Raw genomic sequence first — 16022 nt, 5'->3', positions numbered from 1 at the left:
ATTTTTATTTATTTCAATTTATTTCCAATTCACATTTTCTTTAATCACTTTTGCCGGAATTCCCGCTGCTAAACAATGAGCCGGAATCGATTTTGTAACTACCGTTCCAGCAGCTATAACAGCTCCGTCTCCAATAGTTACCCCTTTAAGAATGGTGACATTGGCACCTATCCAAACTTGATTTCCTATTGTAACCGGTTGTGTCATTTGGTCTTCTTTACCAACAATGGCGTGTGTATCACTATCCCAAATGGTAACGTTTTCGGAAATTGCCACATCATGACCAATCGTAATGGTGCTATAACATCTTATTTTAGCATATCGGTTGATATAACCACTTCCTAAATTGAGTTTTGCATTTTTAAAAACCATAATATCGCAACCACTATGAAAGAAAAAGGTATTTTGTACCGTCACTTCAGCATATTCGTACAATTCAATATTACCCACAAAGGGGTCCTTCTTGGTAATATATCTGTTGAGTGCCAAATGTCCATTATTCAAATTAATTTTTGCCTTTTTATGAATCGAAAAACCACAGTTACCAAATAGTAAAATACGGCTCATATTGTTCCGAATTCCTTTGGTTCTAACATTTATCCAAAGTGTTTTAAACTTAAATAAATGAATATTTGCCACATATATTTTTTGAAGTTTTAAAATCATTTTACCGTTTGGTTTTGATGAAATAAATCCAAATAAATAGTTTTTATTTTCTCATTCGAATTTGAAATTTCATAATTCTTTTGTGCCAAAAAATATCCTTTTTCTCCCATTGCCTTTCTTACATCAGCATTTTTACAAAGTAAAACAGTTTTATTTGCAAACTCGATAATATCTCCTGGTTGACAAACAAATCCCGTTTCTCCATCTATAACAGCTTCAGGAACACCTCCTATTTTACTAACAATTACAGGTAGTTGCATAAACATTGCTTCTTGAATAATTAATCCTTGCGTTTCTTCTCTACCTTCATTATCAGCAATTCCAGGATAAATTAATAGATGACAATCTTCAACTATATTTCGAACCTGCTCGGGGGATTTATAACCTACTATTTTTATTTTATCTTCAAGGCCTTTTGATTTTTTGATAATCTCACTTTTTAAATTTCCTTCTCCGATGATCCAAAATTCAAAATTTGAAAATCCCAATTCAAGCATTTTTTCTGTAATATCAGGAATAAACTGAGGTCCTTTTAACTCGATTAATCGACCTATAAAAACTATTTTTATAATTCCAGTTTCTTTAACAGGTTGTTTTCTGGTAAAAAGGCTTCCATCTGTACCCACCGGAATTGCGATAATTTCTTCTTTCGGAAATCCTAATTTCACCAATATATTTAAGGAATATTGGGTGTGAGTTAAAATGACATCTATCTTTTTTATGAGGGTTGCATAATATCCCTTTTTTGCACATTTTTTACTAGTAATATCCAGCCCATAGAATTGTGACACTAATTTCCCTTGAACTACACCAGCATCCATTAGTTCCGCAATTAATTTTCCATTCTGCCCAAAATGAGCGTGAATAATATCAAAATTGGTATTTTTCAATTGATTTGCTAAGACAAACAAACTCATATTAAGGGTATTTCTACCATATTTAAACAGTTTAAAAAACAAGACTGGATTTTTATAAAACAATAAAAAAACATGCTTAACTCGATTCAAAACAGAAGAAATACCAGTCTCTAATACCACATCAATTCCATCAATTGAAAAACAGCTATCGGGATGATTTTGACACAAAACCGTAACCTCAAATCGAGCATCTGCCGCTACCATTGACAGATGATTATAAACAAAAGTCTCCATCACTTTTGAATAGTTATTTACAAAGACTAATATTTTTATTTTAGTATTATTTTCCATGTTGGAATTTAGTATTAAGAATCCATTTTAACTCTTCGATTAATTTTCGTTTAAAAATAAAAATTAAACTACAATAGAATATAATTCCAATAAAACATGGAATTAGCAACTTTAAAAGCAAAGGAATTTGAGAACTATTTAAAGTAACATAAATAGTTTGAACAACAAAACCAGATAAAAAGGAGAGTAACAAAACAGGAGTTATATTCATTATCTGATCAAAAAGACTATAATTTAATTCTTTGCCGCAATAATAAGAATTTAACAAATATGAGAAGATACTACTTAATAATTTAGTCCAAACCAATGCGTAAATTCCGTAGCGATAAAAAAACAAAATCATTAGGACTAAAAATATTTTATTCAAAATCTCGATTTTAAGGATGTAATTACTTTTCCCTTTAGCGTTTAATATGTTAATGTTATACCCATTTATAGTTGGTAGAATCCCTGCAAAACACAATATTTTTAAATATGGTGCAGCAGCGACCCATTTAGCAGAATACAGAAATAACAACAATGGGTTTGCTAAAACAGACATAAATATCAAAATTGGTGTAATAACAAAAAGTACAAGCTGTGTAATTCTATCATACGCCTCTTTTAGTTTTTGTGAATCGTTTTGTATTTTTGAAAACAAGGGCAAAGTTACTTTTGACAAAGCACCTCCAACATTAGAAACAGGCAATTGTTTTAATCCCTCGGCTTGAGTATAAAAACCTACTTGTTTGATGCTAAATGTTTTTCCAATAAAAATCGGGTATATATTTACAAAAACAGCATCAAAAATTCCAGTAATAATTAATTTGTATCCAAAATGTAAGTGTTTCAAAAACTTAATTTTGTTAAAAACTCTTTTGGGTCTCCAATTATTATAAAACCATAATTGAAGTGTTCCAATTCCGTTTTGAGTGATACTTGCCCAAACCAAACTCCATACTCCAAAATTAAAAAAGGCCAATGTTATTCCCACAATACCACTTGCAATAATCGATGGAATTGCAATCATCATCTGAGTTTTGAACTGCATATTTTTGGAAAGAAATGCACTTTGTACAGATGAAAATGCAGAAATAATAAAGGTTACTGCAAAAACCCTGATGATATTTGTTAGAATCTCTAATTTATAAAAATCTGCAATAAATGGCGCTGCAATAAAAACTAAGGAATACACCAAAACACTCACCCCAATATTAGCATAGAATACTGTTGAGAAATCTTCATCATCTGTATCTAAATTTCTAATCAGAGAAAGACTTAGCCCTCCATCGATTAAAACATGACCAATAGTTATAAAAATATAAATCAACCCCATAGTTCCGAAATCTTCAGGAAGTAAAAGTCGAGCTAAAACTAACGAAATCGAAAAGTTAATAATTTGAGAACTAAATTGTTGCAAATAGGTCCAGAAAAATCCAGAAATTATTTGTTGTTTTAAAGACATTAATTTTAATTTATAAAGTGGTGCAAAAAATTAAGCCCCTGTTTAGTGCTTTTGAAAAGATTAGTATTACTTTTTAAATAATTTTTCATCAATCTTTATATAAAGCTTCGCTGATGCCAGTCCCATTTTATGAACTAACACATAATTAATTTACAGTTAATTATGTTGTTTTAAAAATATTTTCAAGAAAAAATTTCATTACCAAATTATAATTTAGCAGTCTGTTTTTTCGTGAAACTGCAACTTCAATAGGTAAGGCTTTTTTTATTTTAAAAGTACGTTGAATCACATTTTGGATTCTCATTTTTTCACTTTGAGTTAAGTTTGACCCTGACGGCAGACAAAGTCCTTTGCCAAATAAACCTTCGGCAATAGTAGTTCCATAATATGGAAATTTTTCATATAATGGTTGAAGATGCAATGGTTTCCAAATCAATCTCGACTCAATATTCTCTGCTTCAAATGCTAAACGCAATATAGTACAATCTACCCCAGAACTTTCTTCTGGATCAATTGTTATTACAGTCAACCAATGATTTGAAAAATAATCTCTATTTGGCACATCAAAAACACTAACACCTGGAACATTGTGAAATAGTTTTTTGTAAAATTGATGCATTCCTCTCCGCAAGGATACATGCTCATCTAGAACTTCCATTTGGCCGCGACCAATAGAAGCACATATATTACTCAATCTGTAATTGTATCCAATTTCGGAGTGTTCATAATGAATAGCATTATCTTTAGATTGTGTTGCTAAAAAAATTGCTTTTGCCTTAATATTTTCAGAATAACTAACAAGTGCTCCACCGCCAGATGTGGTAATAATTTTATTTCCATTGAAGGATAAAACACTTAAATCACCAAAAGTTCCGCATTTTTGCCCTTTAAAAGTACTTCCTAAAGCTTCGGCAGCATCTTCAAGAATGGGTATTTGAAAACGGTCTGCAATTGCTCGAACAGCATCAATTTTATAAGGATTCCCATACAAATGCACCGTTATTATAGCTTTGGGTTTTTTGCCTAATTTAATCCTGTCAATTATTGCAGCTTCTAAAGCGATTGGACAGAGATTCCATGTATCTAGTTCGCTATCTACGAATATAGGAGTAGCTTGCAAATATAAAATTGGATTAGCTGAGGCGGTAAATGTTAATGATTGACAGATGACTTCATCATCTGCTTTGACACCTAAGAGTATTAAGCCCAAATGAATTGCTGCAGTTCCGGAAGATAAGGCAGTAACAAAAACATTTCTATTCAAGTATGTTTTAAGATCACTTTCAAAATAATCTACGTTTTTACCCAAAGGAGCTATCCAATTTGAATCAAAAGCTTCATTAACATACTTCTTTTCAGTGCCCCGCATATGAGGTGAAGACAAATATATTTTAGTATTGTTTTTCAACATGTAAAAATTATGGTATTTAAAAAAATTTTCATGTTACTAGAGTGAATAAAATCTACAATTCGTTTGTGCTCGGTTTTTTGAATTCTATTCATTCATTTAGAGTTAATTTATTTCCAACTTTTGCAAGACAGATTTTTTTATTTTATACTTTATAACTGTTAAAAAAAGAATTCAAATGAACACTTCTTCTTATAATTAAAAATGAATTAACTTAGTGTTCCAAACCTGATTTACATAATTAATAAAAATTTCTCAAGCAAATAGAAACATATAATCTCTACTTTTCCTATTTGCGTAAGATGCTTTTACATCAAGAGCAATATATGTATTTAGAATACTGCTATTCATTCTTCATATTGTATTTAAACCCTTTTAAATTTAAAAAGAATCACAATTACAATTGCGAAAAATAAAATAAAAAGGCCGCCATAAATGACGGCCTTAAAATAAAACCTAGAATTATTGTTTGATCACTTTTTTAACGATCACTTCATTAGTAGTAGAATTTGCAATTTGAACAAAATAAATACCATTTTTCAAAGAAGAAATATCTTCGTTAATTGTATTTAGTCCTTCTTGCAATTGTACTGTTTTAGGGCTTACTACCATTTGACCTTCAAATGAATATATGGCCATTTCAACAACACCAACTTTTGAAGCTGTTATATCAATATTGAAATTTCCTGATGTAGGATTTGGATAAACCTCTGTAGCACTTACTGCAACAACTTCAGGAGCAGCTAATCTTGCAGGAGCAGGACAAGCAGTACTAGATAAAGTAATTGATTTAACAGCACTAGAAATACCACAAGTGTTTTTAGCAACAACTGTTAATTTGTTAGTCGTTTTCAAGGCAGAAACTGCAGCGAAATCAATTTCAACAGAGTTTGTTCCTTGACCAGAAACAATTACCGCACCATCAACAACAGTCCAAACATAATCTGTAGCTCCGACAACCGCAGGAACTGAGAATGTTTGAGTAGCACATCTAGTAAATGATGTAATACCAGCAGATCCTGTAGCAACCCCTATTGCAGGCATAGCCGTAGTTAAAGCAACTGTTTTATTTGTAAGACTAGTACCTACTCCGTTTACAGCTGCAATAACAATAGATTTTTGAGCAGTAACAGTAGCAGTTGTTACGGTAAACCCAGAAGGGTAAGTAACTGTAAATGTCAAGTCAGAAGTTGCTAATACATTAGAAGTATTAGATGCATTGTTAGCTGAAGTAACTACTGAACCTGTTGGGGCAGTAATAACATAAGAATTAGCTAAAAGAGAAGGAGTAATTGTGTAATCATAAGAACTGCTACCACATACACCAGCAATTTGTCCCACAACTGTAGCTACAGCGGCAGGAACAGTTGCAGTTAATTTCAACAATTTAGCTGTAGATGAAGTTGAAGGAACTAATGTACCATTTGTACTTATTACAGAAGATCCAATACCATTTACCGCTTTTACACCTAAGTATAAAGAAGTTGTACCAGCAGCAACATCCGCAAAATTAACAGTAATTACATTTGAAGTACCGCCAGATAATTGAGTAACGCCTGTTGGCAATTCCCATGCGTAAGAAGTAGCTAATACAGAAGGAGTAGCTGTCAATGTGAATACCGTATTTGTACCAATAAATTTACTGATAACAGTTACCGCTGTAGTAGTACTAACTGCATCATTAGTTACTTTTATTGCAGCAGGAGCAGCAGGTAAAACAGCTGTTAATGTTAACAATTTAGCTGTAGATGTGGTAGTAGGGTTAACAGCAGTTGCATTAGCAGTTACAGAAGAACCTGTTCCATTTTTAGCTTTTACACCAATTCGTAATACATTGGTTGATACTGGAACAGTAGCTGTTGTAGAATAATTAAAAGTATTTTCCTTAGTTACACCAGCGAAATCAATAGTGATTACATTTGAAGTACCAGAGGTAACTCCTGATGTTGTAGTAGCTCCCGATAAAAGAGTAACACCTGTAGGCAATTCCCAAACATAAGAAGTTGCAGTAGCAACTGGAGCCGCTGTTAGTGTCAACACAGTAGATGTACCCATGTATTTAGCAAATGAAGTTACTGCATTAGGTATTCCTGTAATAGGCAACGGCAATAAAGCATCAGTCATTTTTACAGTAGTAGGTGCAGCAGGTAAAACTTTTGTAAGTGCTAAAGTTTTAGCAAGACTATTACAACCTGCAGCATTTACAGCAGCTACAGCAAGGTTACCAATAGCACCAGCACCAGCAGGAACATTTTTAAAATTAACTGTAATAGTATTAGAACCTTGACCAGAAACGATATTAACTCCTAATGGTGCAGTCCAAAGATAAGAAACAGCATCAACAACTTCTGAGATAGAATAAGTTGCAGTAGTTGTAGTTCCTACTAAAGCTCCTTGAGCAGCAATACCAGTGATTGTACCTGGAGTAGCCAATATAGGATTTATATTAACAACAATTTCAGCTCTTGGTCCTTCTGTTCCATCAGCATACACTTGTGATACAAAATAAGATTTTGTAGAAGGTGCTGTTGTAGTAGCAGGTACTGGAGCAGCAGTTAAAACTGTAGCAATAGTTGCAGTAGAATACCATTTCAAAGACACACCACCATTTAAAGTAGCAGTTAAAGCAGTAGCAGTAGTTCCTTTACAGATGTTAAGTGGAGTCACAACAATTGGAGCTACTTTAGCAACCAAACCAGTAAAGTTTGAATTTGAAAGTGCTGGAGAACCAGTTGCTGGTCTATAATCTAATCCTGTGTAAACAGTAGCATCAGAAGTATTGTAAGGCAATGTCAACAAACCTGCGCTTGCAGCTTGAGTAGTGTTTCCATTAGCAGCATACCAAGTTGCGATATTAAATGAAGCGTTATTACCAGAAGCATTTACTTGTAAAGTTTTTGCAGTAGTAACAATACCAGCTAAAATGTTGTTTTTGAATTTCAATTCATCATTCAAAGCATTAGTCTCAGTAGCCAAACCATCAATATGAAGACCTTCTTGGAAATCCATAAAGATTGAGTTATAGATACTCAATTTAGAAGCTCTTCTAATTCTAGCACCTCTTTTGAAACCAGTAGCTAAAGTTCCACCATTAGGTAAAGAAACTCTGTAAGATGGTCCTATCAAAGTACAGTTGGTAAAAATAGCACTTGTATATGGAGTAGCAGCAGTACCTGTAGCATTGTTATCAGACTCAAAACCTTCTGAAGTAGAAACAGTTGGGTTATCTGAAATTTGTGGATCTCTAATAGCTAAAGCATATTGAACTTTACCGCTATATCCGTTGTCTGTATCAAAATCGTCATCTAAGTTTCTGTAAGAAACTAAGTGTTTACAGTTTACTGCACCACCAAACCATTCGAAAGCATCATCGTTAGCGAAAGATACTTGAACATAATCGATAGTAGTTCCACTACCTACAGCACCCATAGTCAAACCATTGATTTCACTGTTTGGAGCATAAACATATCCACCAAATTCAATTCTAACATATTTCAATGTTCCTGAGTTGTCAGTATCATCTGGAGTTAAACCTCCACCATATTCTGTATCTGCAGAAGCAGTAATCCCTTCAACATTATTTATACCATTATTCAAGTTAAAAGAACCTTTACCCAAAAGGATAATTCCTCCCCAGTCTCCTTTTTGTCTTGAACCTGCTGCGTTGTTTGAAGTAAATACAATTGGACTTGTAGCAGTACCAACAGCATTGATTTTAGATCCTTTAGTGATGATTAAAGCTGAACCAGCACCAGCACCTCTAATAGTAACCCCTGGTTGAATTGTTAAAGTAGCACCGTTTTTAACATAAGTTAAACCTTGTAAAAGGTAAGTGTTACCTGTAGTCCAAGTAGTGTTTGCAGTGATATCTCCACTTACAGTAATTCCTGTTGAAGAGTAAACCGTATTTTGTGGATCATAGTTTGTCCAGTTGTTTGTCCACATTGCTGTAGGAGCTGGAGCAAAAGCACCTCTGTAAGAAGTAAATTCAATAGCTTCTGCTAATACCGGAGTAGCTACTAATTTTCCTGCAAAAGCACTATCAGTAAAATCAGAACCTGTCTCAACAATTGATCCTGATGCTGGTCTATAATCTAGTCCTGTATAAGTAGTAGCGTCAGAATCATAAGCAGCTGTCAACAAACCTGAGTTTGAAGCAACAGTTGAATTACCATTAGCAGTATACCAGTTAGTCATGTTAAACGCAGGATTAACACCTGCTGTAATTGTACCCGGAGATGTTACTTGTATAGATTTAGTCAATATCCCGGCTTGAATGTTGTTTTTGAATTTCAATGTTCCAGCAACTGCATTATTTTCAGCAGCTACACCATCAATGTGAAGACCTTCTTGAAAGTCCATAAACAAAGAGTTGAAAATTTTCAATTGAGAAGCTCTTCTGATACGAGCAGTTTTCTTGTAACCAGAAGCTAAAGTTCCACCATTAGTTAAAGTAACACGGTAGGATGGCCCTATTAAAGTACAGTTAGTAAAAATAGCACTTGTAGCAGGAGTCACAGTAGAACCAGCAGCATTGTTATCAGATTCAAAACCTTCTGAAGTTGAAACTGCAGGAGCATCAGCAATCTGTGGATCTCTAATAGCCAAAGCATATTGAACTGATCCACTATATCCATTATCAGTATCAAAATCGTCATCCAAGTTTCTGTAAGAAACCAAGTGTTTACAATTTACTGATCCACCAAACCACTCAAAAGCATCATCGTTAGCAAAAGACACTTGAACGTAGTCTATGGTAGTACCACTACCAACAGCACCCATAGTCAAACCATTGATTTCACTGTTTGGAGCATACACATATCCACCAAATTCGATACGAACATATTTTAAAGTACCCGAACTATCCGCATTATCCGGAGTCAAACCTCCACCGTATTCTGTATAAACAGAAGCCGTAAGACCTTCGATATTATTTACACCGTTATTTAAGTTGAAAGCCCCTTTACCTAAAAGGATAATTCCTCCCCAATCCCCTTTACTTCTAGAGCCAGGTGCATTATTTGAAGTAAATACAATCGGACTAGCAGCAGTACCAACAGCATTAATTTTAGCTCCCTTAGTAATAACTAAAGCAGCACCCGCACCGGCACCTCTAACGATAACACCTGGTTGAATCGTTAAAACAGCATTGTTTCTAACATTAATAAGACCTGACAAAGAATAGACTTTACCAGTGGTCCATGTGGTGTTAGCCGTTATATCAGCACTAACAGTTACTGTTGCAGCCCCATAAACGGTATTCTGCGGATCATAATTTGTCCAACTATCTGTCCACATTGCTGTGGGGGCTGGAGCAAAAGCACCTCTGTACGAAGTTTGTTCAATTTGAGCACTTACCATATTCACGATAAGGAACAAAATTGCGATTAAATAGTTTTTTTTCATTTTTTCTGTTTTTTGTTAAACAGGACAAATCTATATTTAAGTACAAAACTGAATGCCAACTAAAAATTAAATAAATAAAACATTTAAGCAAATTGATTGTTACTAAATTTAACAAATCGTTAAGAACTTATTTAAAACCAAAATTAAATCTCTATATATTTATCTAAAAAATCGTAAAATAGAATACTAGTCCACACGCTAAACTACTAAAAACGAGACACAACTATTATTTTGCTTGACAACATCAATACGCTTAATTTCAAATTTTCAACACGATATGACCTGTATCCCTTTTTTTAAAATTTTAACCTAATACTTATTGGCGCATCAAAGATTTAAAATAGTAATGCTCAACCAACAATTTTTATTATTTTAAATTTTTAAATAAGTACAAATACGTAAAAAAATACAACAAAGACCTAATATTTTAAGTACAGTAGCGTAAAATTTTAGGTTCTTTGCCGTAAAAGTTTAGGTTATTGGAAGTTTTATTTCGCAATTCAATGCAAATCAAGTAGTAATTAACCCATAGGCGATTTAAGGAACGAAATATAATCAATCGCTTCTAAAAGAATAAATGGACTTATGCTAATCAGGTTTAAATTCTTTTAGCATTGAAACAAAATAACCGTTGACTTTGCCTCCACTTTGTTTTGCATTTAACATTTGACTTAAAAAAGACTGTATCCCATTTGCTTTTTGTAAACCAATAGTAATATCAAAATCAATTTCTTCTAGGGGGTGCGCAATATTTTCAACTATAAATATTTTTTTTACACACTCATATTTACTATATTTTTTAATAATAAGGTAAATTAGCTCATGGTAAATATGATAATTTAAATGTGTTTTTTTAACTCTAATTTTATCATTTTTTATAAGTTTAGCATTCAAATAAGGAACTAATGAATCGTGGGATGCTATTTCTCTTGTACAATTTTGCAACCCTATAAAATCAAAATCTACTTTAATCAAATCATCATCACCAATGCTACTATATTTAGAAACATTTTTCAAAAAAGGTAAGACTTGTGTTGGATATCCTAACCCTAATAAAGGCTCAATAAAAGTTCTATTCAACAATGCATCTATTCGCTCAGTAGCTTTTATGTCTTTATCATTATATGTATTTGAAATAATATAATGACATGAAAAAAAAGTCCCCACTTGAGCATTGATTTTTATTTGTTTTATTATCCTAAAACCAATAGATTGACAAAGTACGGCATGATGTAAAGCGGGTAAAAATTTATTAGCCCCTTTCTTTCCTAAAGAATCAATTCCTAAAAAATGACCAGCTCCGGTAAAAAAGGATGGATCGTTTAAAACAATCCAATAGGAAACTTTTTCTTTGAACGAATTAACACAAATAGCAACATAGTTCTCAAACCAAGATAAGATTTCACGATTAGACCATCCACCTTTTTCCTCTAATACTGAGGGTAAACAAGAATCATACAGCGTTACAAAAGGTTCTATTTTATTCTCTATACAAATATCGAGTACATCATGATAAAAATTAATAGCCTCAGTACTTATTTTACCTGTTCCATCGGGAAGTATTTTGGACCAAGATAGAGAAAACTTAAAATTAGGAATACCTAATTGTTTTATTAAATCAATATCTTGTTTGTATTTATCTAATTCCGTCTTAAAAAAAGAAACATCAATGGTTGAAAATTGATGTTTCGAATTTAAAAAAAAAGTTTCATCTCTACTTTTAGGTGATAAATGTTCACTGGATGACATACCCCAAAGAAAATTGTCGCCAAAATCATAGGTACGAAGTAATGCATCCTTATTTAAATTATTCAAAATCATTTAATTCATGAACAATTAAAAATTGTAAGTAGCCGATAATGAAAAACTTCTTCCAAATATAGTTTTCCAAATAACATCATCATCTGCAGCATTATAACCATCCTCATAATGATAATCTCCTGTAAAGACTTGATTAGCTAATGTTTCGAGCGAACCATAATCAACACTGTTTCTATAATTATTTTGATAAAAAATCAAATCCTGAGCTAATATATTTTGTATGTTAAACTTTAATTCTAATTTGTTTTTCAAAAACGATTTTGCAATTTGAACGTCTAAAAATGTTCTTCCTTTTTCCCATATTGCTGGTTTTATTTCACTGGATGCATAAGCAATCCTATTTCCCGCTCTATTGATATTTGTAGATAAAGCCCAGCCATTTTCTACATTTAAATATTGTAGTCCCGCATTAAAAATGTAGGGCGATTGTCCTTGTAAGGGTCTTGATTTTTCTGTGTTTCCAGAAGCAATATTAGAAACATCTGCTTCTGATTTTATGATTGCAACATTCGAGAACATAGTAATATCATCGAAAACAGTTGTGTTTTCAGATTTAAAAATTGAACTCAATAAAAACCTAAATTCAAGCTCTATTCCGCTATTTTTAGCACTTGATGCATTTTTATACGTAATAGTTTTATTGTTTACACCTTGAATAATTTCTATTGGATTTTTAAATTTTTTATTGAAGTAGGAGAATGAAAGTACTTGTCCTTTTCCCGGATACAGTTCATATCTAAAATCTATATTTTGTATTTTTGCAATTCTCAAAGAATCACCCTGAGTAAAAAATTGACTCGTAAAATCATAAAAACCAAACGGAGCCAATTCCCTAAATTCTGGTCGGTTCAATGTTTTAGAATAGCTTAATCTAAGATTTTGTTTTTTATCAATAGAGTAAATCAAATTAGCAGAAGGTAAAAAATCTTTTTGCTTGTTATTTGCATTAGTAGCATTACCATTGTTATCTTTAAAATATAGAGTCTGATTATAATCCTCTACCCTAACTCCCCAGACCAATCGAAAACTCTTATATCTATTATCTAGCATCAAATATGCGGCACTCAAATCGGAACCAGCTTGATAAGCATCTGTATACTTTGAAGCATCATATAATGTAAATCCGTTTACGACAGGTGTTACTCCGGACGGAGAAATAACGCCCATGTTAGCTTGATTAAAAATAGTGGCATCAGGAAGTTCTAATAAAGAATAATTAAAATTACCTCCTAATGTATAGGTATTATATTGCAATTGACGAGCAAAAAAATCTCTATCTCTCCTTTGATAAAAACCTCCTATTTTTATTTCATTTATCAATTCTTCCCCAATATTAAATTTCTTTGCTAGATCAAATTTACTTCCAGAAATAGATTCTTTATTTTCAGAAAAAAACATTCCTCCACCATAATCCGCACCTCCATTACCATTAGCAATCTCCGCAACAGGAATTGTTTCACTAGAAACAGAACTGCTTGGGTCTGTAATAGAGTAAATATTTCTTCTTAAGTTTGGAATAGATCTATTTATATTGCTATAAAATCCAGTCCAATTCAATTTAATTTTAGGTTTAGAAAAATAATGCTCTCCATTTAATTGTCCTGAATAAATTTTATTGCTAGTGAACCACCTAACGTTAGCACTTAAGTACCTTGTATCATTGACATCTTTTTGTCCATATCTATCTACAACCAAATCGGTTGAATTGATACTAAAAATATTTTTAAAAGTTACAGCATGATTATCATTAAACTTAAATGAAAAATTTGCTAATGTTGATGTTAACATTTGCTGAGAGTAATTTTCATCAGAAAATTTTGCAGTCAATACAGAAGGAACATTTGGGTCTGGATTATCCCAATCATTCCTAGTGGTTTGCGTATAATTAAAGGTTTGATTATTAGAAATCGAAAATAACATTCCTAATACTTTTTCATCAAAATCAAAATGATGCCCTATCGTGTATTGAAAATTCAAATTAGGCAAAAACTTTTCATCATTAATCTTCCAATCTGTCTCAAAAGTTTGAGCTACTCTTGCTTTTTCTTGGGGAGTTAAAGCATTAAAATCCTCCATACTAGGAATCGTTGATGCCATAGCTCTTGTACCGTCATCAATTCCTAACCAATCTGTTTTACCGCCTTCATAATTTTTTTTATCTTTAAAAGTAGTTATAGTATTGTAACCCGTTCCTATAGAAAGACTTTGAAAATTTTTATCAGGTACTGCTTTTGTATTAATTTGAATAACTCCACCAGCAAAATCTCCCGGCAAATCTGGAGATGCCGTTTTAGTAATAATTAAATTATCCAACATATTAGAAGGAAATACATCAAAAGAAAATGCTTTTCTGTCTGGTTCTGAACTTGGTAAAGGAGCACCGTTCAAGAATGCCGCATTATATCTATCATTAAGACCTCTAATAATAACAAATTTGTTATCTTGTATACTGGCTCCACTTATCCTCTTCAAAACATCCGAAGTAGTTTTGTCTGGTGTTCTTTTAATAGTTTCTGCAGAAATACCATCTGATACACTAACACTATTTTTCTGCATCACCAATAGTGATTTTACGGATTCTGTTTTAGCTCTTGTTTTAGTAATAACAACCTCGTTAAGTTCGTTTTTACTTTCTGTAATAGTTGTATTTAAATAAGTAATTTCATTCGCCGAAATAATTACCTCCGAAATAATTTTTAACTTATATCCTATATAAGAAAGTTCAACATCATAATTTCCAGGAGTAACATTTCTAAAAATAAATTTTCCTTCAGAGTCTGTAGAAGCACTTAATTTTAAATCTTTGATAACAACACTCACTCCCGGTAAAGTTCTTCCATTAGAATCATCTAAAACCGATCCACTTATAGTACCATTCTGTCCAAAAAAACAATAGGAAATCATTGAAATAATTAGGGTGTAAAAAAACTTCATGTTTGAATTTTTAATTATAATCGCAAAATAAATGCAAAAACCCAGAATGAAGGTTAACTAAAAATTAACAATTTATGATTTATAATTTCATAGTAATCAGACCAACGAAAAAACACAATAACTAATTGATTTAAAGATATTTAAATTTAAAAAAAAGCTTATTATTAATTTAAAATTCTTGAAAAAACGTAAAAAACTAACCGAAATTTTTCAGAATGTTTTGAAATTGTTATATGTACGGTGTACTTTTTTTATTAAGAAATTAATTAAATACATTTGCGAAATAGTTTCAATCGATATCTTTTTTTTATGAAAAATAACAAACTTATTATCTTATTATTATTTGTACTAAATACTGTTTTTTCTCAAGACAAAATAGATTCAACACTCGTAAAAGCCCACACAAATAAATGGTCAATTGAAATAGGAACAGGAATTAGCTATGGTACCCGACCTTATACAGATGGTTATTTTACTAATACTAATAATCAATTGTTTAATGATTTTAAATTAAATGCTTATACTGTTGGAGCTAGGTATGATTTTTCTAAAATTATGGGTCTAAAGATGGATCTTGCCTTTGACCGATTCTCAAATAACAAAGTCGATCGCAGTAATCCTTTTGAAGTAGCTCAATTTAGGACTTCTGTACAAGGAGTATTTAACGTCAATGGTCTTATTAAATCGAAAAAAGATTTTTCTAGATTTAACTTACTGTTTCATGCTGGCTTACATCTTGCTATTTTGCAACCAATCTCTTCAAATTACAATCCAAAAGTTAGTAACGGAGATAATTATGGTGGAATTGTTCTAGGTATCACGCCAATGATAATGATTTCAAAAAAAACATCTTTGTTTTTCGACTTTAGCTCATTTAGTAACTATGGACAAAATTTAACTTGGAACGGTAAGCACTCAGCAGTGAGTAATAACTCAAACGGTCATATGGTTTGTGGTATTTTTGGTTTGTCTTTTGCTTTGGACAAAAGTAAATAGTAAATCTCGGCATAAAGTAAGTGGACAGATTTAAGTACTTGTTAAAAAATTTCATTCTGTTTTTTTTATTTTTTTGCTTCTTCGATATAAAATAGTAGAATATTAGTTTTTTTGTTAAACTATAGTTTGACTGCATAGT

8 protein-coding genes are annotated in these 16022 nt (G+C 32.1%); 1 reads left to right on the top strand and 7 read right to left on the bottom strand.

Translation table 11 applies throughout. The features are described from left to right. Positions 1-18: 18 nt before the first annotated feature. The 7 genes from O6P34_RS05720 to O6P34_RS05690 all read right to left on the bottom strand — a co-directional run bounded on the left by O6P34_RS05720 (position 19) and on the right by O6P34_RS05690 (position 14887). Entirely contained in the window at positions 19-666 is a 648-nt protein-coding gene (locus tag O6P34_RS05720; protein ID WP_269686366.1) for an acyltransferase, read from the bottom strand. Continuing rightward, a complete protein-coding gene (locus tag O6P34_RS05715) occupies positions 663-1874 on the bottom strand; it encodes a glycosyltransferase (protein ID WP_269686365.1) in 1212 nt (403 codons plus the stop codon). Before O6P34_RS05715 ends, O6P34_RS05720 begins: the two co-directional genes overlap by 4 nt. Beyond that, positions 1864-3318 (bottom strand): lipopolysaccharide biosynthesis protein, encoded by a 1455-nt coding sequence (locus tag O6P34_RS05710; RefSeq protein ID WP_269686364.1) that lies wholly within the window; start codon positions 3316-3318, stop codon positions 1864-1866. Before O6P34_RS05710 ends, O6P34_RS05715 begins: the two co-directional genes overlap by 11 nt. A gap of 160 nt (positions 3319-3478) precedes the next feature. Further along, complete coding sequence (locus tag O6P34_RS05705; RefSeq protein WP_269686363.1) at positions 3479-4729, bottom strand: DegT/DnrJ/EryC1/StrS family aminotransferase; 1251 nt, start codon at positions 4727-4729, stop codon at positions 3479-3481. 459 nt (positions 4730-5188) lie between these two features. Continuing rightward, positions 5189-10132 (bottom strand): T9SS type A sorting domain-containing protein, encoded by a 4944-nt coding sequence (locus O6P34_RS05700; RefSeq protein ID WP_269686362.1) that lies wholly within the window; start codon positions 10130-10132, stop codon positions 5189-5191. 588 nt (positions 10133-10720) lie between these two features. Continuing rightward, positions 10721-11947 (bottom strand): glycoside hydrolase family 1 protein, encoded by a 1227-nt coding sequence (locus O6P34_RS05695; protein WP_269686361.1) that lies wholly within the window; start codon positions 11945-11947, stop codon positions 10721-10723. 21 nt (positions 11948-11968) lie between these two features. Beyond that, on the bottom strand, positions 11969-14887 hold the full coding sequence (locus O6P34_RS05690) for a TonB-dependent receptor (RefSeq protein ID WP_269686360.1): 2919 nt from the start codon (positions 14885-14887) through the stop codon (positions 11969-11971). Positions 14888-15196: 309 nt separating this feature from the next. Between O6P34_RS05690 and O6P34_RS05685 the strand changes: the two genes are divergently transcribed. Further along, positions 15197-15883, top strand: a complete 687-nt coding sequence (locus O6P34_RS05685; protein ID WP_269686359.1) for a hypothetical protein — start codon at positions 15197-15199, stop codon at positions 15881-15883. Positions 15884-16022 lie beyond the last annotated feature (139 nt).

The sequence above is a fragment of the Flavobacterium lacustre genome (genome assembly GCF_027474525.2).
GTDB classification, from domain to species: domain Bacteria; phylum Bacteroidota; class Bacteroidia; order Flavobacteriales; family Flavobacteriaceae; genus Flavobacterium; species Flavobacterium lacustre.
Note: the sequence above shows the minus strand (reverse complement) of the source record. Positions and strands in the feature narration are given on the sequence as shown.